This window comes from Dyadobacter sp. (assembly GCF_017744695.1).
Classification (GTDB): Bacteria; Bacteroidota; Bacteroidia; order Cytophagales; family Spirosomataceae; genus Dyadobacter.
The window spans coordinates 832,807-856,811 of sequence record NZ_JAGIAS010000001.1 but is presented as its reverse complement, the minus strand read 5'-3'; the positions used below and the strand labels follow the sequence as shown (position 1 = coordinate 856,811).

Below are 24,005 nucleotides of genomic sequence, written 5' to 3'. Positions count from 1 at the left end.
GGGAGCTTATTCAATTTTACACACCAAACACAACCTCATCTATGTGCGAAATAAGCCTTTCAAATGCATGTTGACTTAGTCGGTTGTAGGGGGTTCCATTTGCGGGCCGAACTTTCGTATCAGGGACATAAGTAATCAGATGAGACCTGACTTGCGAGCATTCTTTATTACTCGCGTTTTGTAGCATTGAATTTTCTAGTTTAAATGTGAATCTATCATTTACATTGTAAGATGACATCATAGCGCAAACATATGTCCTCTCATGATTGTAGACATCGACCGTTGATAATATAACCGCAGAATGTGTCAAATACTTGCCGGTTGAAGGAATCAGGAAATCAAGTGAAACAATGTCGCCGGGGTTGAATGGCATAAATTTACAACTTAGAGATAATGGACGTAATGCTTGCATTGTAAAGTGCTTCTTTAAGCAGCTCATCAGTCGGTATAACTGGTAAATGCTCTGTTTGTTTAAAATGAAGCTTGGCCTCAAATTTAAAAACAGCCATTTTGTACGCTTTGAATGCAGCCACCAGCCCGGCGCTATCGATTTTGCCGATTGTATCGTCCATTTTTTCTAACATCGGCAGCGTAGTTTTTATGAAAATCAACCCGGTGTTTAATTGCTCAACATCCATTTCAGGAATCTGCGCCGTTTGCTGTTTTATCAGTTTCGTGTCTCGAACCAGGCTCCGCTCGATACGAACGATTAACCAATCGGAAAATGATCTGGTAAATATTCTTGTGATACTGGCAATGTGGGCTGGCCAGGAGGTCTTGCGAGCCTCGTACTTCATGGTTGTCAATGTAGCTCCGGTCATAGTCACTCACGGATTAGTTGATGAAAAACATGTAAAATTATCTCGCAAAGTACTTCATTACAAGCCAGTTGAGGAGCAGTTTTGCGGTTAATTAGCAAGGGCTACCCATAAACATTCAAACGGTTAGACTCAATGATCAAGTGTTATTAATATTTTTAACATGAACAGATTTTGTTTCCTATTTCTCATCGCCCTGCTACTGTCATCATCCTGCAAAAAGCAATCCTACCTCTTCACCTCCTTCCGCGAGCCGGCTACGGACGGCTTGCATCTGGCTTACAGTAACGACGGCTATCGTTGGACAGACCTGAGCGGTGATTACCTCAAACCCGAAGTAGGCGGCAAGCTCATGCGCGATCCGTCGATTGCGCGGGGGAAAGATGGAACGTTCCACCTGGTTTGGACGACGAACTGGAAGGGAGACAAAGGTTTTGGTTATGCGGGTTCGAAGGATCTGGTGCATGGGTCGGCGCAGCGGTTTCTGCCGGTTATGGAGCATGAGCCGGAGGTCGTGAAGCGGCAAACGAAGTAATTAATGTTTTTTGCATTGATTATCTGTAAATTATCGCATTCACTCAAAATTTGTGCCATGCGAGACCATGAACCACTTGTCGACGAGCTCCTGGGGCGTTTCAGACAGGAGATCGGCGCCGATCTCGAAAAATATTCTAACCACGTTCACCGGGTTTTCGAGACCTGTGTGCTGCGCGATACCGACCCTGCAAACCGCCACAAATATGCGATTGCTGCGGTATTCCACGACATCGGCATATGGACAGCCCACACGATCGACTACCTCCCTCCGTCCATCGAGCAAGCCGAGCATTACCTGAATACCACGCAGGGAGGTGCCGGCGTAGCCGAGATAACTGCAATGATTTATTGGCATCATAAGATCAGGGCCTACCGTGGCACGTTTCCGGTAACGGTGGAAACCTTCCGGAAAGCAGACTGGACTGACGTCTCGCTCGGCCTGCTTGCATTCGGTGCCGACCGGCAAATACTCAGCCGCCTGCGTCGCCAGTTCCCGAATGCCGGGTTCCATTGGTTTCTGATACGGAAAATCGGCACTAACTTCTTACGCCATCCGCTAAATCCGTTGCCGATGTTTAAATCATAATGACGGCGTCAGCGTATAGGGGCGGCGTTAGTTTTGCGTGTATAAATGTTTGGAGATTAAATGAGATGGATAATAGTAAGAAAGTCGCCAGGGCTGCTTTTGGTCTGCAAACCTCGCTATAAATTCATCCGTTTTCATGAAGGCTTTAACCCGTTCAGAACCCCGTCTGACCCTGCATTTGGAAGAAGAGCAGCAGCTGTGGCGGGAAATGCTGGCGGGGGATGTCACCGCTTATGAACACCTTATCGATCGCACCTACGACCTCCTTTTCCACTATGGAACGAAGTTTAACGGCGACCGTGAGCTGATCAAGGACTGCATTCAGGATGTTTTTCTGGGTGTTTGGGAAAAGAGGGATGCATTAAACCCCGAAATCCCGCCGAAGCCTTACCTGCTCGCCTCGCTGCGCCGCCGCCTGCACCGGCTTGCTTCGCGCCTGCGGATGGATTGCATGGATTATTATAATGAATCCGACATCGTTTTTGACCTGGAATTCACTGCCGAATATCAGTTGATCGAGTCTGAAAACGATCGCCTGCTGGCGGCCCGGATGACCGAAATGCTTAACGAGCTTCCCAAACGGCAAAAGGAAGCCGTCTTCCTTCGTTTTTACAACGATATGGAGCGCGAAGAGATCGCGCTCGTTATGGATATTCAGCCTCAGTCCGTTTCCAATTTGCTGCAAGAGGCATTCAAGTTTATCAAATCGCATTGGAAGGCCATTGTTTCACTCGCTTGGGCCTTATCGTTTTAGATTTGAAATGCTTCATTTAAAAATTTCAAAAAAAATCCGAAAAATACAGTATCCCGCTGCCGGGGTGGTCTAATGGTGTTTGAAAAGCTAAATTTTGACCATGGACCGTTACCGCGATTTCAGTTTGGGGGAGTTTGTCTGGGATAAATCGTTCCGCAATTGGGTGCTGAACCCTACGCGGGAAGACGACGAAACCTGGCAAAATTGGCTGGCTGCCAATCCTGACAAGCGTGAAATGGTGGAGCGCGCCCGGCAACTGGTCCTCTCCATTCGCCCGGCCAACGCATCGCTCAGCAACCCCGAAAAACGGAAGGCGGTGGAGCGGATCGTGGAGAGGCTCGAATCGAGGAGCTCCGACCGTTCCGAAAACAGCTATTCGCCCTGGTACACGGGCCGCGTGGTGCGCTTTGCCGCTATGCTGGTGTTGCTGGTCGGATTTGGCTGGATATTATGGCTGCGCCACCAACAACCCAAGGTGATCGGCTACGACCAACTGGTAGCCGCCGCAAATACCGAGATGCGCGAAACCGTGAACACCAATGCGCAGCCACTGGCGATCGACCTCGAAGACGGCAGCCGCATTACGCTCGACCCGGGCAGTAAAGTAAGTTACCTCGCACATTTTAGCATAAAACCGGGCGGCGACGGCCAGGGTACCACCCGGCGGGAAGTGTACCTTTCGGGGAAGGCATTTTTTGATATAGCGAAGGATCCCGCCAGACCCTTCTTTGTGTATGCCAATGGTTTGGTAACCAAAGTTTTAGGGACAAGTTTTACAGTAAGGTCTTTTGCGAATGAACAGGAGGTTTCAGTCGCCGTTAAAACCGGGAAAGTGGCCGTGTATTCGAGGGAAGATCCCGAAGCGACGGAAAAACAAAGTTCGCGGGAACTGACGGGGATGGTGATCGAACCCAACCAGCAGGTGGTATTTGTACGTAAAACGGTGAAGATTACTAAAAGTCTTGTTCCGGAGCCTGAAGTAATTGCCGACGCTGGCCCGGCGCCGCATTTTGAATTCGACGAAGCGCCTGTGTCGACCGTATTCAGCGCGTTGCAGAGCGCTTACGGTATCGATATTATTTACGACAAGAACGTCATGGACGAGTGCCCCATCACTGCCACACTCACCGAAATGTCGCTTTACGAGAAGCTCGATCTGATTTGCAAAGCCGTAGATGCCAGCTATAAAAGCATCGACGGGCGGATCGTGGTGGAAGGAAAAGGTTGTAGAAATAACTAAATAAAAAGCCGGCCCATGCGCCAACATGGCCGGCTCGGATATCCTCAGTGGTTAGCAGACCGTCACATCTCATGCAAATGGGATGAGGAGGAAGATTTTGCCAAGTTTCAATTAACAAAACCGTTCAAATTTATGAAAATACCGGTACAGTTCCATCGTAAATGGTTAGTTCTTATGCGGATAAGCGTCGCGCAATTGGTAATGTCGGTTTGGCTGGTCGGGAATGCGTTCGCGGCGGAGGTGCGCGCACAGGAGCTGCTGAATAAGCGCATCAGCCTGCAAGCCCAGGACCTGGAAGTAAAGAAAGTCCTGCACCAGATCGAAAAGCAGGCGGGCGTCCGGTTCATTTTCAGTTCCAAAATGATCCAGTCGGGCAGGAAAGTGACGATCCAGCAATCCAATCAGGAGCTTTCCAAGGTATTGGAAGAATTTCTGGTGCCGCTGGGGCTTACCTATGAAGTCTCGGGTAAGAATATCGTGATCCGCCCGTCGGAAACACCGAAATGGGGCACAGGTGAGCCGGAGGCTTCGGTAAAAAGCGGCTGGCAGGCCGGCACGGAAATTACGATCAAGGGCCGCGTGACGGATTCGGAGAACAAGGAACCATTACCTGGTGTGAACATCCTTGTGAGGGGTACTCAAACGGGCACGTCCACGGACGCCAGTGGGAACTATACTTTGGCGGTCGAAAATACGAATACGGTGCTCATTTACAGTTTTGTAGGCTACGAACCGCAAGAGGTGGTGGTGGGCAGCCGGACGGAGATTAACATTGCCCTCAAAACCGACCAGAAATCACTCGAAGAAGTGCTGGTGGTCGGTTATGGTACTGTCAAAAAGAGCGATATTACGGGTTCGGTTGCGTCTGTCAAGTCGCAGGAGCTGACAGCCTATCCGGCACTCGGGACGGTCCAGGCATTGCAGGGTCGCGCGGCAGGTGTGCAGATCCAGGCCAATAACGGTGAACCTGGCTCGTCATTCAAAGTACGGATACGCGGGGGGACTTCCATTAATGCCAGCAGCGACCCGATTTACGTGGTTGACGGCTTTGTGGGCGGTACATTACCCCCGCCAGAGGACATCGAATCCATTGAAATCCTGAAAGATGCTTCGGCAACAGCCATTTACGGGTCACGCGGCGCCAACGGCGTGATTATGGTAACTACCAAAAAAGGTACCTCGGGAAAGCCCCGCATCGATTTCAATACGTCTATTTCCAGCCAGAAAGAAATAAATCGCCTCGATTTGTTGAATGCGAAGCAGTTCCTGGACTATGTGCAGGAAGCGCGGCCGACGATCGTTTCGCAAGGGGCCGATACGGACTGGCAGGACGAGATTTTTCGCCGGGGCGGCATTCAGAACCATCAGTTGTCGGTAGCAGGCGGCAGCGAGGCGGTGAAATACTACGTGTCGGGCGCCTATTACGATCAGAAGGGCATTATTCTCAATTCGGGTTACAAGCGGTATTCAGTGACGAGTAATATCGATATCAATGCTACCAAAAGGCTGAAACTGGGTTTGAACCTCTTTGCGCAACGGGTGTCACGTCAGCAATCGAAAACACAGGAAGGCTCGGGTGGGCTTACACCTGGCGTAATGTCGGCGGCACTGAAATTCGAGCCGGACCAGCCCATCCGTGACGCCAATGGCCGGTTCACGGTAGGACGCCTCAGCGATCCGATCGATAACCCCTATGCGATTGCCACGCAGCTGCAAAACGAGTCGCTGGCCGACCGCATCCAGGGTAACCTTTATGCGGAATACAATATCCTCAAAGACCTGAAATTCAGGGTCACGCTGGGCGCCACCACGAACAGCGGCCGCACCGGCACATTCACGCCCACGACGCTGAACGACGGCCGGAATGTGGGCGGGGCGGCGACAGTGAACGGCTCGAAAAGCACGCTGCTTTTGAACGAGAACTATTTGACTTACAACAAGAAAATCGGCGCATTACACGATTTGTCGGTGATGGCCGGCTATTCCTATCAGAAATCATCCAGCGAGACCTGGGGCGGCTCAGGGCAGAATTTTATCACAGACGCGGTTTCTTACTGGAACCTGGGCGGTTCGTCGGTATGGCAGAGCCCGAATTCAGGGCTGACGGAATGGGTGCTGGCATCCTATTATGCCCGGTTGACCTATTCTTTGGCTGATAAATACCTTTTTACCGCTAATATCCGCCAGGACGGCTCTTCGAATTTTAGTAAAAACCACAAATGGGCCACGTTTCCTTCCGGCGCATTCGCCTGGAAAATGTCGAGCGAGCCATTTATGCAAAACATTTCGGCTATCAGCCAATGGAAATGGCGTATGAGCTATGGTTTGACAGGCAATCAGGCCATCGAGCCGTATCAGACAATGGCCCGTTTCTCGAATGTTTATGCCGTTATCAACGGGACACCGGTGAATGCGGTGCGCCCGACAACCGTCGCTAACGACGATCTTACCTGGGAAACGACCCATCAGTTCGATGTGGGTGCGGATGTGAGTTTGTTCAATAACCGCCTTAACCTCGTAGCGGATTATTACCGCCGGGTTACCAAAGATCTGCTGTTCAGCGTGCAGCTACCACAGTATTCGGGTTATACCAACCAATTGCAGAATATCGGCGAAGTGGAAAACAAGGGGATTGAGTTTACCTTAAATACCCGCAACCTCGTGGGCGCATTCAAATGGAGCACGGATATCAATTTCTCTTTGAACCGTAATAAAATCCTGAAACTGCCCGCAGGAACCGACATTCTGTACGGCTCGGCACCGGGACATATGGTAGGGATGGGCCAAACGCAGATTCTGCGGGAAGGATATCCGGTTGGAAGCTTCTATGGCTGGATCTACGACGGCGTGTACCAGGAGGGCGATAGCTTCATTCCCGGCGGCGGCTTTGAAGTGACGGCGGGAGGGGAGAAGTTCAGGGATATTAATGGTAAAAAGGACGCGAATGGCCAGCTTACCGGGGAGCCCGATGGCATGCTCAACAGCGACGACCGCACCATTATCGGCAACCCGCATCCCAAATATACCTGGGGCATGAATAATGATTTCAGCTGGAAAGGGTTTGACTTGAATGTATTTTTCCAGGCTTCGAAAGGCAATGACCTGCTGAGCTACACATTAATGGAGCTCAACCTGCTTTCGGCGATCAACAATGCAACCACCGAGGCATTGAACCGCTGGACGCCGACCCATACGAATACGGATGTACCCAAAGCGGCGGTTGGCCGTACGCGCAGGGTATCGACCCGGTGGGTCAAGGACGGCAGCTTCGTTCGCATGAAAAACCTGGCGGTTGGTTATAATTTCCCCAAACCGGTGCTCGAAAAGCTCAGGATCAGCAAGCTGCGCATTTACGCCAGCGCCCAAAATATCCTGACATTCACCAAATACAAGGGCTACGACCCCGAAGTGAATTACTCGTCGGATGGCAATACCGACAGCAACCGTAACCTCGGCCTCGATTACGGCAGCTACCCGAACGCGAAATCGTACACCATCGGCCTGAACCTGGGTTTTTAAAGCATTAAACGGACATCACAATGAAGCATTTATTCAATAGATCAATATTCCTGACCGCGGCGGTTTCGCTGCTGCTGGGCTGCGCGGACCTGGACGAGAAACCGGTCGGCTTACTCGCACCCGAGTCGCTGTTCAGGACTTCCAAAGATGTGGAAACGGCCATTATGGGCGCCTATGGCTGGATAGCGACCGAACGTCTTTACGGCCGGCAGTTTGTTTCGGCGCTCATGCTCCGCAGCGATATGGAAGATATCGGCGACCGTGGTACGCCAGCCGAACGCCAGCAGGTGAACGACTTCAATATGGATGACAACAATAACATGGTCAACCAGTTCTGGCCGGTTTGGTACCAGGTGATCAGCTCCACGAATGCAGCTATTTTCGGTGCACAGCAGCTTAGCCTGCCTGAAAATACCGGTAACCCGCTCATGGCGGAAGCCCGTTTTATCCGCGCATTCGCCTATTTTCACCTCGTGCAGGTGTTTGGTGATATTCCTTACATCGATTATTTTATCAGTAACCCTGAGTCTGTTAAATCCATTTCCAAAACGCCTGCGGCTACCATTTATACCAACATTATAGCCGATTTGGAATTTGCCAAGCAATGGTTGCCAGACAAGCAGCCGGCGGAAGTGCGGAGCCGTGCTACGAAGGGTACGGCCGCTTCCTATCTGGCTTCCGTACACCTCACAATGGGCCAATTTCAGAAGGCCTATACCGAAGCGAAATGGGTGATCGACAGCAAAGACAAGTTCGGCTACGCGTTGGAAGCGGACTTTCAGACGCTGTTCAAAGCACCGCAGGCCTCGAATATGAAGGAGCATATTTTCGACATTGATTTCCTTGGTATGAAATCCGGTGAAGGAGGGGCCAACGACGATATTATGGCGCCGATGACCGGTGTACGCGGAGGCGATGCACCACGCAGCGGATGGAGCGTGATCGTACCGTCGCTGAAAGTATACAATACCTGGGACGATCGCGATTACCGCAAAGAAGTGAGTTTTGAAGATTCATTGCTCATCGGCGGCAAGCTCGTTCCGTACACCGAGTTTACGAATACCAAACGACCGCATATCGCCAAATATGCCCGTTTTGCAGGTAATTCTAATTCGGAGGGCCGCGATTCCGATCATAACTATGCCGCCATGCGCTATGCGGAAATATTGCTGATTGCCGCCGAGGCCTCGGTGGAAGTGAATGGACCGAATGCGGAGGCGCTGGGCTATATCAACCAGATCCGGGCGCGGGCCAGAAACTGGGCCGGCAGGCAGACGACTTTTCCCGAAGACGTGAAAACAGGCCTCGCCAAAGACGCATTGATCGACCTGATCCTGGACGAACGCCGCCTCGAACTCGCATTTGAATACAAGCGCTGGTACGATATCAAACGGCGGAACCTGGGAGAAAAGGTTTTCAAAGGCCCCAACTCGCTGGAACCACATGAAACATTCAATGCCAGCAGGGATTACCTGATGCCGCTACCTCGCGTCGAATTGCAGGTGAACCCGAACCTTGCGCCGCAGAATCCGGGGTATTGAAATCGCGTAGCGATGTAACATTGGTAGAAATCAAACGGATTGAAAGTGTTACGGAAATCCCGCCAGGGATCCAACAACAGTACAAGCCTGATCTGTGTTGTTACATGCCCAGAGGCATTCGTCGACGGTTATATCGTTTGCTTTACTACCAATGTTACATGCCTGACGGCATTGTTCTTTCATTCAAGACTACTCTTGATTTTTCCGGCCTCGTGATGGGCCAATGTAAATCTTTGCTCCGCCACCTGGTCAGAGATGACGGTATCTGCCAGTAGCAACCGTATCGAAACAATGGGGTGCTGCAACCAACCGGTTTCGCCATTTTTCAGCTCAGCGGGAATGAGCGGTTCGCTGAAATCGTAGGAGGCACTTTTGAATTGAAATACCAAAACCGGAACCCCGTCCCGCCATTCCACGAAAAACCGGATTGCTTCGTCGAGCAGACCGTCGGGGAAATGGGTGTTTTTAAGGATAATGTCGAGCGTGGCAGCGCCTGGTAGTACGCGTATGTAGGGTGACCTTTCGGGGAGTGACATCGTTTTCGGATTTTCTTTGAATTAACAACAAAACCCGCTCTGGAATGATTCAGGGCGGGTTTTGTGCATTTTGTGACCGTATTTTAATAATTGTGACGTTTTTGTGACACCGTTTTTTTGGCCTTCGGTTACATCATAGGCTTTATTTGTTGATGTCCGGGGAGGCCTTTTGAGCACCTGATCGCCGAGCCGGACATTACAACATCTTCTATCATTTACCTATTCAAAAACCTTTTACATTATGGATTACTACGTTGGGGAAATCCGCCCCTTTGCCGGTGGGCGAATACCGGAGGGCTGGCGTCTTTGCGATGGAGCCGAGTTATTAGTGGCAGAACAGCAGGCCCTGTATTCATTGATCCAGTTCACTTACGGAGGCAACGGGTTAGACAAGTTCTGTGTACCTGATCTGCGGTCGAGGATCCCGCTGGGTGAAGGCGGAAATTATGCTGTCGGGGTGCAGGGGGGAGAGGAAAAGGTAAGCCTTACCACAGCAAACCTTCCCCGACACAGACACCTGGTAGGATGCAGTACCTCTAATGTTGCTAATCTCCCGACTGCCGTCGACGGACTCTGGTGCGCCATTTCCGAAAGGGCGGCGCAGTACAACACTCAGCCAGGGAAAGTGGCCATGCACACCGAAAGCGTCGGCATGGAGGGCAGTGGTGAAGGACACGAGAACCGTATCCCGGTATTGGCGGTCAACTATATTATTGCGTTGGGAGGGATTTTTCCCCCACACCCCTGATGATCCTTTCCAACATTAAATACTCAATCTTATGCCAGTAGTATCAGAAATCAGACTGTTTTCTTTTTCGTACGCCCCAAAAGGCTGGGCTAAATGTGATGGCTCACTTTTGAAAGTTCCTGATTTTTTTGAATTGTTTCAACAGCTGAATTACCGATTTGGAGGCGAGGGATTGGAATTTCGTCTCCCCGATCTGCGAGGAAGGGTGCTGATCGACAGCGGAGCAAACCGCCCGGCCTTTTTTCGTGCGGGCGTAGAGAAGCATGTCCTTACCACCAAGGAAATGCCGAAGCACAACCATGCTGCAATGGCCAGTTCCCTGCCGGCCGATGTGAACAGCCCCGCCGAGCACTTTTGGGCTTCGGATGTGGGTTATGTGTCGGCAAAGGATAGCGAAATGCACCTGGAAGCCCTGGCTGTTTCCGGCGAAGACGCAGGTCATAACAATATGTCGCCCTACCTGCCACTCAATTACTGCATTGCCCTGAAGGGTGATAGGGCCGAACAAGACTATAAGGATGTACTTGAATACACAGGGGCGATCAAGCCCTTTGCCAATTTCGTCGGTGACGGGACCTGGTTGAAATGTGATGGGCGCGAGTTGCAGATCCAACAGTACTCCGGGCTGTTTTCGGTAATCAGGTATACTTATGGCGGGCAAGAAAACCGCACATTCCGGCTACCTGATTTGCGCGGGCGTGCGCTGGTAAGTTGCGGTACGCCGCCGGCGCTTACGCATTACGAATTGGGAGAGCAAGCCGGAGAGGCTGCCGTGAAACTTACCAAGGCACAAATGCCCGCGCATAACCACATCCCAACCGCCAACGAGGGCGTGAACAACGACAAACCTAATCTCAGCGTTTGGGCCAATGACAAAAGCAAGCGCCCGGCCCCCAACGTCTTTGCCTCGAAAAAGGGTACCGGCGCGCCGATGCATTCGGAGGCGATCGGATGGGTAGGTGACAACGAGACGCACAACAACATGATGCCTTACCAGGTCATGGAGTTCATGATTTGCGCAAATGGGGAGCGCCCGACTGCCGAATAAATATTGATACGCTGCCGGCCTTTTCCGGCAGCGTGCCCTCCTCTATATTCTTTTCCGAACATTCCTATGAAGCTATTATTTACCAAACAAATGCGATGGACGGCTGCTGTGTTGAGTTTGCTTTTGGCCATCCTGTGTTTTCCGGTGGCGGCAGATACGTTCAACGTGACCCAGACGACGGATGGTACCGCAACTTCCCAGCTGCGTGGGGCCATTCTGGCTGCGGATGCCCTGGGTGGCGGGCCACATACCATTAATCTCCCGGCGGGGACGTATAACCTTACGCTGGGACCGATCGTATTCGGAAACCAGGCACAAAATATCTCGATTGTCGGTGCGGGGCCGGGTTCGACGATCATCAACATGACAAGCACTATGCAGGACCGCATTTTCCTGATCAACCCGCCAGGGACGATACAGAACGTACAAGTTTCGATTTCGGGGATCCAATTTACCAATGGCAAGAACCCGGTCGATCACTATGGTGGCGGGGCGATCCTTTGCGGCGGGCCCAACAATGTTATCAGCATCAGTAATTGCGCGTTTGAAAATAATATGACCGATTTTCTGGGCGGAGGCGCTCTGGGTATGTCCGGAGGCGGTACCCTGACCGTCGAGTATTGCACATTCACCAACAATGCGGTGGTCACAGATCCGTCGTCCGGCAGCGGCACAGGGGGAGCGATCTCGATCGACTATTATAGCAGCGGATCGGTCCCTGTTTCGGGCAACGCCACCGTTTCGAACTGCGTTTTTTCCAACAATACAGTAACGGCCGGATTTGCGACGTCGGGTGGCGCTATCGGGCTGAGAGCCAGTTATTCCGCGCAAAGCCCTGCGTTTTATACCAAAATCGAGAAGAACCGCTTTGTGAACAACAGTGCCGGGCCTAGTACCAGTGGCGGCGAAGGCGGAGCTATTTCTGTTTCCAGCAGTTTTCCTGTTAATATTCAATACAATTCGTTTTCTGGGAACACTATTGACGCCGGCGTCAAAGAGGCGCTGTCGATCAGGAAGTTCGGTGATGGTGCCGTCACGGCGACCAACAACTGGTGGGGTTGCAACACCAATCCGCAAGCCGATGGGACGTGCGGCGAGCGTGCGCGGATAATCGGGACCGTAGGCGGCGGGACGCTGGCCACGAGCCCATGGCTGGTGTTGAAACCGGTTGTGACGAACGCTTCCCTTTGTGCCGGTTCGCAAATGCAAACAGCGGTGGCCGCCAGCTTTCTGACCAATTCGGCGGGTAATGCGCTGGCAGTAAGTGACCTAGGCGTTTTGATAGGCTTGTCTGTCAGTTTCAGCGCCGAAAATGGTAGTATTTCTTCCGCGCAAAGCAGTATTCAGGCTAATGGAAAGGCGACGGCCATTTATACCAGCAACGGCGTCGGAAACGGGAGCGTCAATGTAATGGCGGGTTACCTGACGATTACCGATCCTAACGCGCGGACGGCTATTGTGACCGGAATGCCCCCGGGGATCGCGACGCATCCTGTTAAAGTCGTTACCTGCGCCGGCTCCGCCTCAATTGCGTTTAGTGTAACTGCCAACAGTTTTGAAACCCCTTCATATCAATGGTACCGCGGTGATACGCCGCTTTCCGACGACGGTAAATACGGCGGAACGAAGACGGCGACTTTGACGGTGTTCAACGTTGCAGCCGGCGATCACAGCAACCAGTTTAAAGTGAAGGTGACCAACTCGTGCGGTAATACTACCTCGAACAGCGCAACATTGAATGTCATTGCCGGCCGGTTGTACGTGGCGGCAGGTGCCTTGGGAGAAGGTTCGGGATGGGACGACGCCATCGGCAGCCTGAGCGCAGCATTGAATGCGGCGTCGGGCTGTTCGGGCATTACCGAAATCTGGGTGAAAGCCGGAACCTACGTTCCGACGAGTACACCTTATAACCAGGTGCTTTTCGGCGTACGGCATTATGCATTTTACCTGCTCGACAATCTGGCTATTTACGGCGGATTTGCCGGGACTGAAACAGCACTGTCGCAACGCAATCCGGGTGCCAATCAGACAATCCTTTCCGGTAACCTCGGTTCGGGAGACAATTCCGATAATTCCTATCACACGGTTGTGTCGGTTAATAACGGCCCTGGTGCTCAACTGGACGGCTTTGTTGTCCGCGACGGGAATGCCAATGGCACAGGCATCAGCCCTACCATACGCGGCGTATCCATTCCCGCAACGGAAGGTGCCGGGATGGTGATGTACCTTTCCTCCGCGGTGATTTCCAACTGTGTTATCGCAGGCAATACAGCCGGCCAGGGAGCAGGCCTGATGCTGGCCGGCGAGGGCATCGCCCCGGGATTCCGTAATTGCATCATCAGCGACAACTCGGCCACGAATGGCAGCGGCGGCGGTATTTTCAATGGATATAACACAGGGGCGACTTTTCTGAACTGCACCGTCGCACGTAATTCCGCAACAGTGCAAGGTGGTGGTGTTTTCAACTATCTGCTGTCCCGTCCGATTTTTGGTAATAACGCCATATGGGGCAACAACAGCCCGCAAGGCGCCGGCATATTTGACCTGGGTGCGACGCCGGGGGTATTCTACACGCTGGTACAGGATGGGCACGCGGGACCCGGTAACCTCAGTTCGGATATTCTTTTCGCAGACCAGAACGACCCCGATGGTGCGGATAACAAATGGATGACGGCTGACGATGGCCTGAGACCATTGCCCTGCAGTCCGGCGATCAATGCGGGGATAGACCCGGGCGGGCTTCCCGCAACCGACGTTACCCTTCGACCCAGGGTTTTCGATGCAGCGACCGATATCGGTGCCTATGAGCAGCAGTCGTACCGCGACGGCAGTAGCCTGTCCGAAAACGGGGATAATGTTTTGCAATCGATCACAGCAGGTAGTACCACCGGTTTCCTGGTCTCAGGCTGTCGGGTCATTACGCAGGTGACGCCTGCGGGCGCCACGCCGGTGAGCGGGAATGTGTATGCCAAGGCGTTTGTGGATGCAGGTGTGATCACGGCAGGTCCGTTAAGATTTGTGCAGCGGCACTACGAAATACTCCCTTCCAGTAATGCGGATAATGCAACGGCGCGTATCAAATTGTTTTTTACCCAATCCGAATTTGACGCATTCAATGCCAGCGGGAGCGGCGCGAAGCTCCCAACATCGGCCTTCGATGGTACGGGCAAGGCTAATATCCTGGTAATCCAGTTCCACGGTACAAGCGCGACCGGACAACCCGGCACTTACAGCGGCGATACCACGACGATCAACCCCGACGACAACGACATTGTCTGGAATGAAAACCTGAGCCGCTGGGAGGTCAGTTTCGATGTAACCGGTTTCAGCGGGTTCTTTGTGAGTAATGCCGATCCGTTACCCTTGAAATTGGTCAGCTTTTCCGGAAAAGCGGTGGAAAATACCACTCAACTCGAATGGCTGACGGCCGAAGAGGTGAATACAAGCCATTTTGAAATACACCGCAGTGCGGATGCGCGCCGTTGGGAAGTGTTGCCCGATCAACCCCGGGCATATGGCAGCGGTGGGCACCGCTATGCTGCCACCGACTATCGACCACTCGCGGGGGCGAATTACTATCGGCTGAAAATGATCGATCTAGACGGTTCATTCGCTTACAGCCAGATTGCGGCCGTGAAGCAGGGAGAGGTCGTTCGAATGCGGGTTTATCCTAATCCGGCGAGCACCGTTCTGCAAGTCGAAACCGTCGCGGCGAATCGGCTTACAGGCAATGCGGAACTGCTGAATGCGCAGGGTACAGTCGTTGCACGCCGAAAACTGACCAATGGAGAAGCCGATCTACCCGTCGGCGATTTGCCTAAGGGCATTTACCTCCTGCGCGTACAAGACAATGCGGGTATTCAAAGCCAAAAAGTAGCGATCGAATAGGTTAGATATGCATCACTACCTCTTCCAGACTGCGGTCGTCGGGAACGTCGATTTTTTTCAGCAGCCTGTATTTGGTCGTACGCACTGCATGGCTGCTGATACCCAGCGTCGCCGACATTTCCTGGTAACCTAAACCCAGTTTGGAGAGCGCAATAAAGCGCATTTCACCCTGGGTGAGGTCGGGGAACTTCTCGCGCAGCCGATGGAGGTAATCGCCGTGAACTTTGCCGAAGAGCTTTTTGAAATAATCCCAATCCTCCTGTGTCAGGATCGTACTTTTACGCAATTGCGACAGGGCCTCGGCATCGGGGCCCTGTTTGTTTTCCAGTAATTCTATCTGCCTGCTTTTCTCTGAAATATTACGGGCAAAATCGTTCAGCTGTAAAGTCGCGTTTTCGAGTTCCTGTTCTTTTTGTTTGATTTTCAGTTCTTTTAAATGCTGCGCTTGCCGGTGCCTTTTGCGCTGATTGCTATAAATATACACCGAACCTACCGCGACGATCAGCATCAGTGCGAGCGACAGGTTTCGCTCGATGGTTTTGAGCTTCTTTTCCGAGTCGGCCTTCTCCATTTCCGAACGGTGCTCCTGTATATCGATCTTCTGGTGCGCGCGCATCAGAAGTTTTGCATTGTATTTGTTGGTCAGGCTGTCGCGGGCAAGTAATGCCGAATCGAGGTACGCACCGGCGAGTTTGGCATTGCCACGTGCCGCATAAACTTTCACGAAGATCGGGTAGAGGTCCTGGAAATGCCGATAGCGGTCGGGGTTGGGGGAGGTCAGATACCGCCGGGCAAGCAAGGCAAGTTGTTCGGCTTTGTCTAATGCGTTGCTTTTCAGGTAAATATTGGCCTGGATGATGAGCGATTCGGCAGCCAGGCCGAAGTCTTTTTGTACCACTGCCTCGTCGATATTGGCCTGTAATAGCGGTAAGGCTTCCGTATAATTACCTCGTATATAGGCGTTTTCTCCGAGTCCGCCTTTCGCGATGGCCGCCCAAAACTGATAGTTACCTTCCGCTTCCCTGCGGATCACCCGTCTGAAATAATGGTCGGACGAATCGAGATTGCCCTGCTGGCGGAAAATGACCCCAATCGTGTGAAGCGCGGAATTGTGCCCCGCATGCATGTCCGGATTGAATTTCAGGGTTAACACCTGCCTGAAAAGCGACAATGCCTTTTTGTAATCCGAAAAATTGTGGTAGGCGTGTGCAATGTTCGTCAGGTGATAGGTTTTATCAGGCAATTCGTCTGTGTTGACTTTGTTCAGCAGCGCTTCCTGCTTGATAAAAGTTTCGAACGCGAGCTCGTAGTTCTTTACATCCGCCCAATAGTAGTCGCCCAGCACCTTATGCGCCCGTGCGTTGATCTCGATATTGTCCTGAGCCACGGCTCTTTCCGAGAGATCTTGCAGCATGCCCGTAATGCGCACAGTCTGACTTTTGTGCCAGAATGTAAGATAATACGCTTTGAGCAGGTCGACTTCGAGTTCCAGATCGCTATCGTGGTGCAGGGTTGCAAAATTCCTCATTGACGTGAGCGAAGCGAATGCGGACGTCGTGTCGCGGTCATTCAGTATCTGGATGTAGATATCATTAAGGCTTTCGAAACGCTGACGATAGGTTTTATGCAGTAAATGTTCCCATTGAGCGTAGGCGTTGCCCGCATTTGACGCCATCAATGCCAGTGAGAACAGGATAGAGAAGAAGCGGTTCATGGTTCAGTACGCCGAAGTCGATTGCGGCAGCTTGTTGATCAGCGAATAAAGGGTTTACCCTGGTAAATTTAATACTAATCATTGACGGTTACATAGAAGTTTTTTATAGAATTAGTTTGTGACCATGGCCCCGATCAGCAATACTTCGCAAAATGTTGGGCGTAAAAAGGTATTTTTTGATGATTTGTTGAGATAAAATAAATAATTGCTACAAGGAATAACACGGCATTCTTGTAGATTTAAGCTAGATCTCCTTGTTTATGAAAACGTTTGTCAGCCTCGGCTTGCTAATACTGCTGCTGTCCCATTCGCTGGGGTGGTCAGTAGCCGTGCTTTTTGCGGGCAAAATGGCCGGGACGACTGAGCGAAACGAAACATTACAGACCGAAGCATCTGCCTGGCACCGGTTTGCGGAATTGTCGGAGCGCGTGCAGGAAATGCAGCTTGCCAAAACGCCGCTCACGCCGCTGGGAAGCGTGTTGAAAACGTTGGGGGATTTAGCGAAAACCTATTTGCCTGGCACTGACACCCAGGGAGAGTGGGTAGGAGTGAAGGCCCTTCTTCACGGGACAGTCTGTTTTGTAGAACCATTTTATGATCTGGTGGCCGGCGTATTCAACCGCGCCACCCCTCCACCGGAAATGATCGGGTAATATACTTTAGTGCATTGCCACTGCGGGACCACACGTGCCTGGCAGTGTGCGCGTACATGCATGTGTACCCTATTTATTCACCCTATCATTTCAAAAAATGGCAAATATTCCTACCGAGCCGATCGGAAGCATTCCGCGCCCCGCTTACCTGCAACAGGCTATGCAGGCTTATACCAAAGCAGAAATTTCCTCCGACGACCTCGCCCGGCTGTTTTCGCAGGCCACCCGCGAAACCATCATATCCCTGGAGGGAACCGGTTCGCCGGTTATCTCCGACGGCGAGCAGAGTAAGCCCAGCTTCGCTACCTATCCGATCCACGGCGCATTGAACCTCGATGGCGGTGGAGTAGTGATCCCGTTCGAGGATGGGCATACGCGGCAGCTTCCGGTATTGACGTCCGGACCGTTCCGTTACCGCAATTTCGCGGTGGACTATCTTCGGGAAGCACGCAAGCATACCGCATTGCCGGTAAAGCAGGCCGTTATTTCGGCATCGGCGATGAGTTTGTTATACCCGGCAGCCGGCATCGACGGTTATCCGCAAAGCCAGTTTATCGCCGATTTGCTCGATCAGGTGGAAGCCGATATCCGTAAATGCCTGAGCGAGCACGCTTACAATGTTCAGATCGATTTCACCGAAGCCAGGCTAGCCCTCAAACTGGATCCCAGCCAGGGACTCTTGCAACAGTTTATTTCGCTTAATAACCAGGTTCTCGATCGTTTTACGGCCGAAGAACGGAGCCGCATAGGTATCCATACCTGCCCGGGTGGCGACCATGACTCCACGCACAGCGCAGATGTACCTTACCAGGATTTGCTACCGCTCTTTTTCCAATTGAATGCGGGTAACTTTTACCTCGAATATGCCGGGGAGAAGGACAAAGTGTCGGTTCTGGAATCGATGCGGCAGAATATCAGGCCAGGGCAACGTGTTTTTCTCGGTGTAACGGATGTTCTGAACCCCAGGATCGAAACGCCGGGAGAAATCCGGGACCTACTGCTGCAAGCCGCCGAATACATCCCGCTCAATCAGCTCGGATCTACCGACGATTGCGGCTTTTCTCCCTTTGCCGACGACGTTTCAACAGCGCGAGAGATTGCATTCGAAAAGATCCGCGCGCGGGTAGAAGGTACGAAGCTGGCGGAAGCGAGGCTTTAATCTTCGATTGTCATGTGTAGTCAAGTATTGTCAGGTGTAGTCAAGTATTGTCAATTATTGTTAGATACTGATTTGACTCTATGTCTGACTATTCCTGAACATATCTAACCATGCCTGACTATTGCTGACCACACCTGACAATACTTGACAATACTTGACAACACTGACCAAATCTGACCTTTCATTCACTCATTAACTTCTACCAATGCCACATATCGAATTTGAGAAAGGTTTTCCGGGCATCCTGGGCCCGATGCGTTTTAGTCCTCACACCGCAGCGCCGATGAATGCATTAGCCAACGCGCTGATGTGTTCCGACGAAGGATTAAGTCGCGGTGAACGCGAGCTGATCGGTACTTACGTTTCATCGCAGAACGATTGCTTTTTTTGCCAAACCATCCATGGCGCCATTGCCAGCGCTTATCTGGAAGACGAGGACTGGTCGTTTGTCAAAAGTGTTAAGGAGAATTTTACGGAGACGGATCTGTCTGAGCGGATGAAAGCGTTGTTGTCGATCGCGGGCAGTGTTCAGCGCGGAGGGAAGCACGTTACCGCTGAGCAAATCGCCCGGGCGCGCGAGCACGGTGCCGACGACCGGCAGATCCACGACACCGTCCTCATCGCCGCGGCGTTCTGCATGTTCAACCGGTATGTCGACGGCCTTGCCACCACCGCGCCAACCGATCCGGACGTGTACCGCGCCAGGGCCGTGAATGTGATTGCGAACGGGTATTCGGCGGTACGCGGGTACGAGTGATGAGTATTAAGCAAACTGAGCAGGCCAAATTGGCCTGCTCAGGACTACTTCTTACTTCAAAGATATTTTAAGGTATTTCGACTATTGCATTTTCAGCTACAAAGGCATGCATGTAGGTAAGATACTTGTCATGAGAATCAGTGTATTGCTCGTCAAAATAGCTGGCAAAAAATACTTGCGCCTCGATGTCCTGTGCCTCAAAAACAATCGTTTTGGTGACCCATTCCGCCTGTTTCCCATTCAGATCAAACTTTGTTATTCCCCAATTGACGCCTATGGTTCCAGGAATTTGAATCATAGCAGCGGGTGCGTATTGAGTAGGTTCTCCATTCCTGAGGTAAACAGTACTAGCCACGGAGATGGTCACTGCATACTTTTTGCCGACCTTTAAATTTTTGATTTTTGAAATAGCTTTTGAATTTGTTGCGGATCCGTTGATGACCTTACTTTGCGCCATGATAGTGACAAAATTGTTCGTTTTATTGCTATTGTAACCTGATGGTTGAAGTAGCGGTTTTGTCCATGGGTAACTCTGATCACCCCATAAGTGAGTTTTAGTTGAGGTTCCTGCTGCGTATAGTTCCAAATCGTCAGGGCTGGCATTAATGGCTCTTATCCATCCTGTCGCGAATACGTTGTGCCCCGGAGAAGCGTCAGTGGCTGGAATTTGAGGAACTCCCTGCAAAGGCCCTCCTCCGCGTTCGCTGCTAAAACCGTTTTCCATTTTGTTTTTTTGTGGCTGCGCCACATCCTCTTGCGAGCAGCTACTCATCATTATGCAAGTCGCCAGCGCCAAACCTAATGGTAATTTTTGTACTAAATTCATTTTTGAAAATTGATTTACGTGAAAAAAAGATTCTAACTGGCTGCAAAGCAACACGGTTAAATTAGAAGAGAATGTGAGAAATGAATCAACGGTAATGCGTGGTTACTTCTCTGGTAGAAGGCTTTTTTGTATTGATTACAAACCGTAGAAATAAAATTGCCGGAGCAGCAGGATATGTAACATTACTTTGGTTTGCGACTTCATATATGTGATTATTCCTGGAACTCAACTATGCGGTTATGTTGAAGAATCAAATCTCCTGTAACGAGTCTAGATCGACAAAGAGATGACCATAATAATAGTATTGTTTAGGAAGGCTGCCACCCGGACCTAAACAGCCAAAAAGGAACGTAGCAGTAGTACCGGTAGCCTGGAATGTTAAAATGCGGTGTTTCCATTGCGCCTTTAATCCCGCCAGGTCAATATATGCATAGCCTACGTTTGTGCCGGTGGTCAGAATATAGATTGCATCGGCATATTGCGTAGTCAGGCCATTGACGATTCCGATCGATGAAGCTCCGTATAATGATATCGAGTATTTCTTCCCTGGTTTCAAATTTTTAATAATGGTCCTTACCTGGGAATGGCCTTGTATGCCTGCGCCGAGCACATTTTCATGTCTGATGAATGTTAAAAAGTTTCCCGCTTTCGGTACCGGCTCAGGAAGCGGTTTCAGCCAGGGCATAGCAGGGTGTCCCCAGGCGTGCGTCAGTGTGGAAGTTCCCGCCGCGTGCTCATGAAGGTCATCGGGCTTATAGTTGACGAATTTGAACCAGCCATTTGCATAAACACCAAGCCCGGCAGGCCCGTCAGTGGGAGGCATTACTGGTATTGCATTTACTTTCAGGTTCGCGGTTGAGGGTACTTTTTCTGTTTGGGGCTGTGGGACCTGGGTGTCTTCCTGCGAACAAGCACTCATCATTATGCAACAGGCCAGCGACAGGCTAAATGGTAATTTTTGCACTACATTCATCTTGTGAGAACTGATTTACATTTTGCGACAGGATTATCTGGATGCAAAGCAATACCTCTGAGCCGTATGTAAATTTGTAAGTGAATTAATGGTGTAGGCTGGTTATTGATGGGAGACGAGCGGGGAGAGCGGGCTGGGCATTAGTACTTTTCGAAGCGGGCGCACATGTGGTGCTTGCGTGCAGGAGTAAGCGTAATGCGCAGGAAGCGGAGGTGCTCCTGCGTGCGCAGGGCGGTAAGGGTAAAAAGGGTTGCTTATTCGCGGGTCAGTCCGCGATTTTGAGCACCGACCAATGCGCAAAAGGGGGGCCATCCACACTGTTGACCGAAAATGACATTCCCGAAGCGCTTTGATCATAATAAAGCTCGATGCTGTCTCCTGCGTTAAGAAAAGCAGTGCCTTCAATGTGAAGGGTACTTGCGGAAGGGATCGATCGAAGTTTGCTGCTTGGCGGTATAACAATATCCGTAACCGGGAACTTGGTTTTGGCATAAACCTGCGATGTTGAAGCGTTGCGGATGGCAATATAAGGATTCGAGTTGGGGGGGAGATTTCCGGTCCCGCTTTCGGCGTCGTAAGTGATGTCGGCGGATAGTTTATAAAAGCCATTTTCACCAACCGTAAAGCGCGATGCAGGAATGTCAAGGAAACCGACTGAGGTATATATTTGCGTCCACGGAATCTGGATGCGGCCCGTGCTGGGAACGAATGCAGGTGTACTATTTCCCACTGCAGAAAATCCGGCCGGATTCTTGATAGCTCCCACTTTTGCCCAGGCAATTCCATCGAAGTAGTAAAAACCTGGGTCATTATCGGTCTGGTAGATCATCAACCCGGTTGCCGGTGTTGCGATTCCGGTCCTTTCGGTCAGGCCCATCCGGGGGATAAGTAATCCCTTTTGGGTGGCGACGATTTCGAGTTGCGCGCTGGGATGAGGCGTGGTGGTGCCAATCCCGACCTGTGCGTAGGCGGCGCTTGCCAGTAATAGGAAGACGTCAAGCAGGTAGAAAACGAACAAGTGTTTCATATTGATACCAGTTGGGTAAAGGACAATCTTGGTGGCCAGTTGTATGGTGGACGTTGATTTCTTGCTTCGAGGTTATGAAAATAGCTGGTTTTTGCACACTTTGGGCACGCCGGTGAATAATTTTAATCCCAATCTCAGCCTTAACCGATATTATGAAAACACGCTTGACCGCATTATTTCTTACCGCATCCCTTTTTGTAGCCTGTGACCGCAAAGAGCAGGCCCAAGCCCGGAAAAATACTTCATCGGAACTCGAAGGTACGTGGAAACTCCTGAGCGGCACATTGATCGAAAAGGGCGACACGACGGTAACGGATTATACCCGGAAAGTTTCCTTCATTAAAGTCATTAATGGCAGTCATTTCGCCTTTTTGCAGCATGATCTGAACAAAGGCAAGGATTCTACTGCGAGCTTCTCGGCCGGCGGCGGTGCCTACACGCTGAAAGACAGCGCCTACACCGAGAAACTGGAATATTGCACCGCGCGCGAATGGGAAGGGAACGAGTTTCACTTCACGATTTCGATTCAGAACGATACGCTGATACAGCGCGGCGTCGAGAAGGTGGAAGCGGCCGGTGTGGAGCGATTGAACATCGAGAAGTACGTGCGGGTGAAGTGATATTGAAATAAAAGAGCCGGAAACAGTGATGCTTCCGGCTCTTTGAATGATTTGCAGAACCCTTATTTCGCGGGCTCTTTGGTGGCCGTGATCGGGAATTCGCCGTCTTGCGAAACGATCGTACCGGTGAGTTTCTCGCCGTCCTGCGTCATGGTCACAGTGAGGATACCGCCCTGGAAATCCAGTTTAAAGGTCACTTTGCCCTGGTCGATGGTCAATTCCTTCATTTCCATACGCTCCTGCTGGCCGAGGTAACCGGTCGTTTTGTCGTCCTTCTGTTCGAACGTCATAAAGCCCGTTTCATACTCTGGTGGCACGTTGGAAACGGTATATTTCCAGGTTCCGACAAGGTCGTTGGCTGTTTTGAGGTTTTTGGCGGTTACTGCGAAGATCGTAACGGCCAGGATCATGGTTAGCAAATACTTTACTTTCATTGTGTTGATGGTTTTTGCGATTGGTTACTGAATGGAATGGTGTCAAATTTAGAAAAAAGCAAATACGTTGTAATCCCGTCAATGTTATATTTTCAGTAACTAAATTACTATCGGTATTAACGGCTGATTAACGGTAATGCATTGCTTACTTGCCGTGAATTTGTTTTTGCCTACCTGTTGCATTCGCATTTCTCCTACTTTTGAGGCATGAAGGTCATTGTCGCATATCTGTTGGCGTTTTACGTGCTCGCGCTCTCCTGCATTCCGTGCCAGGACGAGGTTCGGCAGTTGCCCGATAGCAGCGGCAAGAAAGTCACAGCGTTCGTTGCGGCTGGTGCCGACGCTCACCAGGAAGCGCTTGACCTGTGTTCGCCCTTCTGCATATGTGCGTGTTGCGCGAGTGTGACCATCAGTACAACCGTTGCCGCTCTACCCGAAAACGCTGTCTCCCAGCTAATGCCACCGGCAGGCTTCTCCTATCTCCAGATTCTGTATACCGGCGATATGGCCGGAATCTGGCAACCACCTCAGGAAAGGGTATAATCCGTGCTCCGCGGGCTGTTCCGCGTGGGCTGTTTACCGGACAAGTCGTTCGCCTGTTGCATTCAAGCATCCGGTGTAACGCGG

Annotated in this window: 22 protein-coding genes; 14 read left to right on the top strand and 8 right to left on the bottom strand. The window is 51.2% G+C overall.

The features are described 5' to 3' along the window. Positions 1 to 16 precede the first annotated feature (16 nt). Together J7619_RS32205 and J7619_RS03280 are read right to left on the bottom strand one after the other, a co-directional pair. Positions 17 to 373 carry a type II toxin-antitoxin system PemK/MazF family toxin gene (locus tag J7619_RS32205; RefSeq protein ID WP_409012701.1) on the bottom strand — a complete coding sequence of 119 codons (357 nt, stop codon included), beginning with the start codon at positions 371 to 373 and terminating at the stop codon, positions 17 to 19. A 4-nt stretch (positions 374 to 377) separates the two neighbouring features. Further along, positions 378 to 821 carry a hypothetical protein gene (locus J7619_RS03280; protein ID WP_291193963.1) on the bottom strand — a complete coding sequence of 148 codons (444 nt, stop codon included), beginning with the start codon at positions 819 to 821 and terminating at the stop codon, positions 378 to 380. A gap of 160 nt (positions 822 to 981) precedes the next feature. Here J7619_RS03280 and J7619_RS03275 point away from each other — a divergent pair, with 160 nt between their 5' ends. The 6 genes from J7619_RS03275 to J7619_RS03250 all read left to right on the top strand — a co-directional run bounded on the left by J7619_RS03275 (position 982) and on the right by J7619_RS03250 (position 8,995). Further along, positions 982 to 1,353 carry a hypothetical protein gene (locus J7619_RS03275; RefSeq protein WP_291193961.1) on the top strand — a complete coding sequence of 124 codons (372 nt, stop codon included), beginning with the start codon at positions 982 to 984 and terminating at the stop codon, positions 1,351 to 1,353. A 57-nt stretch (positions 1,354 to 1,410) separates the two neighbouring features. Then, positions 1,411 to 1,941, top strand: coding sequence for a hypothetical protein (locus J7619_RS03270; RefSeq protein ID WP_291193958.1), 531 nt, complete (start codon positions 1,411 to 1,413; stop codon positions 1,939 to 1,941). Between the two features lie 136 nt (positions 1,942 to 2,077). Next, positions 2,078 to 2,695 (top strand): RNA polymerase sigma factor, encoded by a 618-nt coding sequence (locus J7619_RS03265; protein ID WP_291193955.1) that lies wholly within the window; start codon positions 2,078 to 2,080, stop codon positions 2,693 to 2,695. 100 nt (positions 2,696 to 2,795) lie between these two features. Next, positions 2,796 to 3,935, top strand: a complete 1,140-nt coding sequence (locus J7619_RS03260; RefSeq protein ID WP_291193952.1) for a FecR family protein — start codon at positions 2,796 to 2,798, stop codon at positions 3,933 to 3,935. A 201-nt stretch (positions 3,936 to 4,136) separates the two neighbouring features. Then, positions 4,137 to 7,454 carry a TonB-dependent receptor gene (locus J7619_RS03255; RefSeq protein ID WP_409012713.1) on the top strand — a complete coding sequence of 1,106 codons (3,318 nt, stop codon included), beginning with the start codon at positions 4,137 to 4,139 and terminating at the stop codon, positions 7,452 to 7,454. 20 nt (positions 7,455 to 7,474) lie between these two features. Further along, on the top strand, positions 7,475 to 8,995 hold the full coding sequence (locus J7619_RS03250; protein ID WP_291193949.1) for a RagB/SusD family nutrient uptake outer membrane protein: 1,521 nt from the start codon (positions 7,475 to 7,477) through the stop codon (positions 8,993 to 8,995). 179 nt (positions 8,996 to 9,174) lie between these two features. Here J7619_RS03250 and J7619_RS03245 read toward each other — a convergent pair whose 3' ends face one another. Continuing rightward, positions 9,175 to 9,531: a hypothetical protein gene (locus J7619_RS03245; protein ID WP_291193946.1), complete on the bottom strand. Its 357-nt coding sequence runs from the start codon at positions 9,529 to 9,531 to the stop codon at positions 9,175 to 9,177. 241 nt (positions 9,532 to 9,772) lie between these two features. On the opposite strand from J7619_RS03245, the gene J7619_RS03240 reads away from it, so the two are divergent. From J7619_RS03240 to J7619_RS03230, 3 genes are all read left to right on the top strand, one after another. After that, positions 9,773 to 10,279: a phage tail protein gene (locus J7619_RS03240; RefSeq protein WP_291193943.1), complete on the top strand. Its 507-nt coding sequence runs from the start codon at positions 9,773 to 9,775 to the stop codon at positions 10,277 to 10,279. A 31-nt stretch (positions 10,280 to 10,310) separates the two neighbouring features. After that, positions 10,311 to 11,327, top strand: a complete 1,017-nt coding sequence (locus J7619_RS03235) for a phage tail protein (protein WP_291193940.1) — start codon at positions 10,311 to 10,313, stop codon at positions 11,325 to 11,327. Between the two features lie 66 nt (positions 11,328 to 11,393). After that, a complete protein-coding gene (locus tag J7619_RS03230; protein WP_291193937.1) occupies positions 11,394 to 15,215 on the top strand; it encodes a T9SS type A sorting domain-containing protein in 3,822 nt (1,273 codons plus the stop codon). 1 nt (position 15,216) lies between these two features. Here the strand turns inward: J7619_RS03230 and J7619_RS03225 are convergent, their stop codons facing one another. Then, the gene (locus J7619_RS03225) at positions 15,217 to 16,929 is read right to left on the bottom strand and encodes a hypothetical protein (RefSeq protein ID WP_291193934.1); all 1,713 of its coding nucleotides are present in this window, start codon (positions 16,927 to 16,929) and stop codon (positions 15,217 to 15,219) included. Between the two features lie 260 nt (positions 16,930 to 17,189). On the opposite strand from J7619_RS03225, the gene J7619_RS03220 reads away from it, so the two are divergent. From J7619_RS03220 to J7619_RS03210, 3 genes are all read left to right on the top strand, one after another. Then, complete coding sequence (locus J7619_RS03220; protein ID WP_291193931.1) at positions 17,190 to 17,582, top strand: hypothetical protein; 393 nt, start codon at positions 17,190 to 17,192, stop codon at positions 17,580 to 17,582. Positions 17,583 to 17,679: 97 nt separating this feature from the next. Then, positions 17,680 to 18,741: a cobalamin-independent methionine synthase II family protein gene (locus J7619_RS03215; RefSeq protein WP_291193928.1), complete on the top strand. Its 1,062-nt coding sequence runs from the start codon at positions 17,680 to 17,682 to the stop codon at positions 18,739 to 18,741. 205 nt (positions 18,742 to 18,946) lie between these two features. Continuing rightward, complete coding sequence (locus J7619_RS03210) at positions 18,947 to 19,498, top strand: carboxymuconolactone decarboxylase family protein (protein ID WP_291193925.1); 552 nt, start codon at positions 18,947 to 18,949, stop codon at positions 19,496 to 19,498. Between the two features lie 67 nt (positions 19,499 to 19,565). Here the strand turns inward: J7619_RS03210 and J7619_RS03205 are convergent, their stop codons facing one another. The 3 genes from J7619_RS03205 to J7619_RS03195 form a co-directional block, all read right to left on the bottom strand. After that, positions 19,566 to 20,324: a hypothetical protein gene (locus tag J7619_RS03205; RefSeq protein WP_291193922.1), complete on the bottom strand. Its 759-nt coding sequence runs from the start codon at positions 20,322 to 20,324 to the stop codon at positions 19,566 to 19,568. 250 nt (positions 20,325 to 20,574) lie between these two features. Then, positions 20,575 to 21,147, bottom strand: a complete 573-nt coding sequence (locus tag J7619_RS03200; protein WP_291193919.1) for a hypothetical protein — start codon at positions 21,145 to 21,147, stop codon at positions 20,575 to 20,577. A gap of 415 nt (positions 21,148 to 21,562) precedes the next feature. Continuing rightward, the gene (locus tag J7619_RS03195; protein ID WP_291193916.1) at positions 21,563 to 22,324 is read right to left on the bottom strand and encodes a hypothetical protein; all 762 of its coding nucleotides are present in this window, start codon (positions 22,322 to 22,324) and stop codon (positions 21,563 to 21,565) included. A gap of 152 nt (positions 22,325 to 22,476) precedes the next feature. Between J7619_RS03195 and J7619_RS03190 the strand changes: the two genes are divergently transcribed. Continuing rightward, positions 22,477 to 22,944 (top strand): hypothetical protein, encoded by a 468-nt coding sequence (locus J7619_RS03190; RefSeq protein WP_291193913.1) that lies wholly within the window; start codon positions 22,477 to 22,479, stop codon positions 22,942 to 22,944. 62 nt (positions 22,945 to 23,006) lie between these two features. Here the strand turns inward: J7619_RS03190 and J7619_RS03185 are convergent, their stop codons facing one another. Further along, positions 23,007 to 23,378 (bottom strand): hypothetical protein, encoded by a 372-nt coding sequence (locus tag J7619_RS03185; protein WP_291193910.1) that lies wholly within the window; start codon positions 23,376 to 23,378, stop codon positions 23,007 to 23,009. 207 nt (positions 23,379 to 23,585) lie between these two features. Here J7619_RS03185 and J7619_RS32200 point away from each other — a divergent pair, with 207 nt between their 5' ends. Continuing rightward, positions 23,586 to 23,921 (top strand): DUF6660 family protein, encoded by a 336-nt coding sequence (locus tag J7619_RS32200; RefSeq protein WP_409012699.1) that lies wholly within the window; start codon positions 23,586 to 23,588, stop codon positions 23,919 to 23,921. Positions 23,922 to 24,005 lie beyond the last annotated feature (84 nt).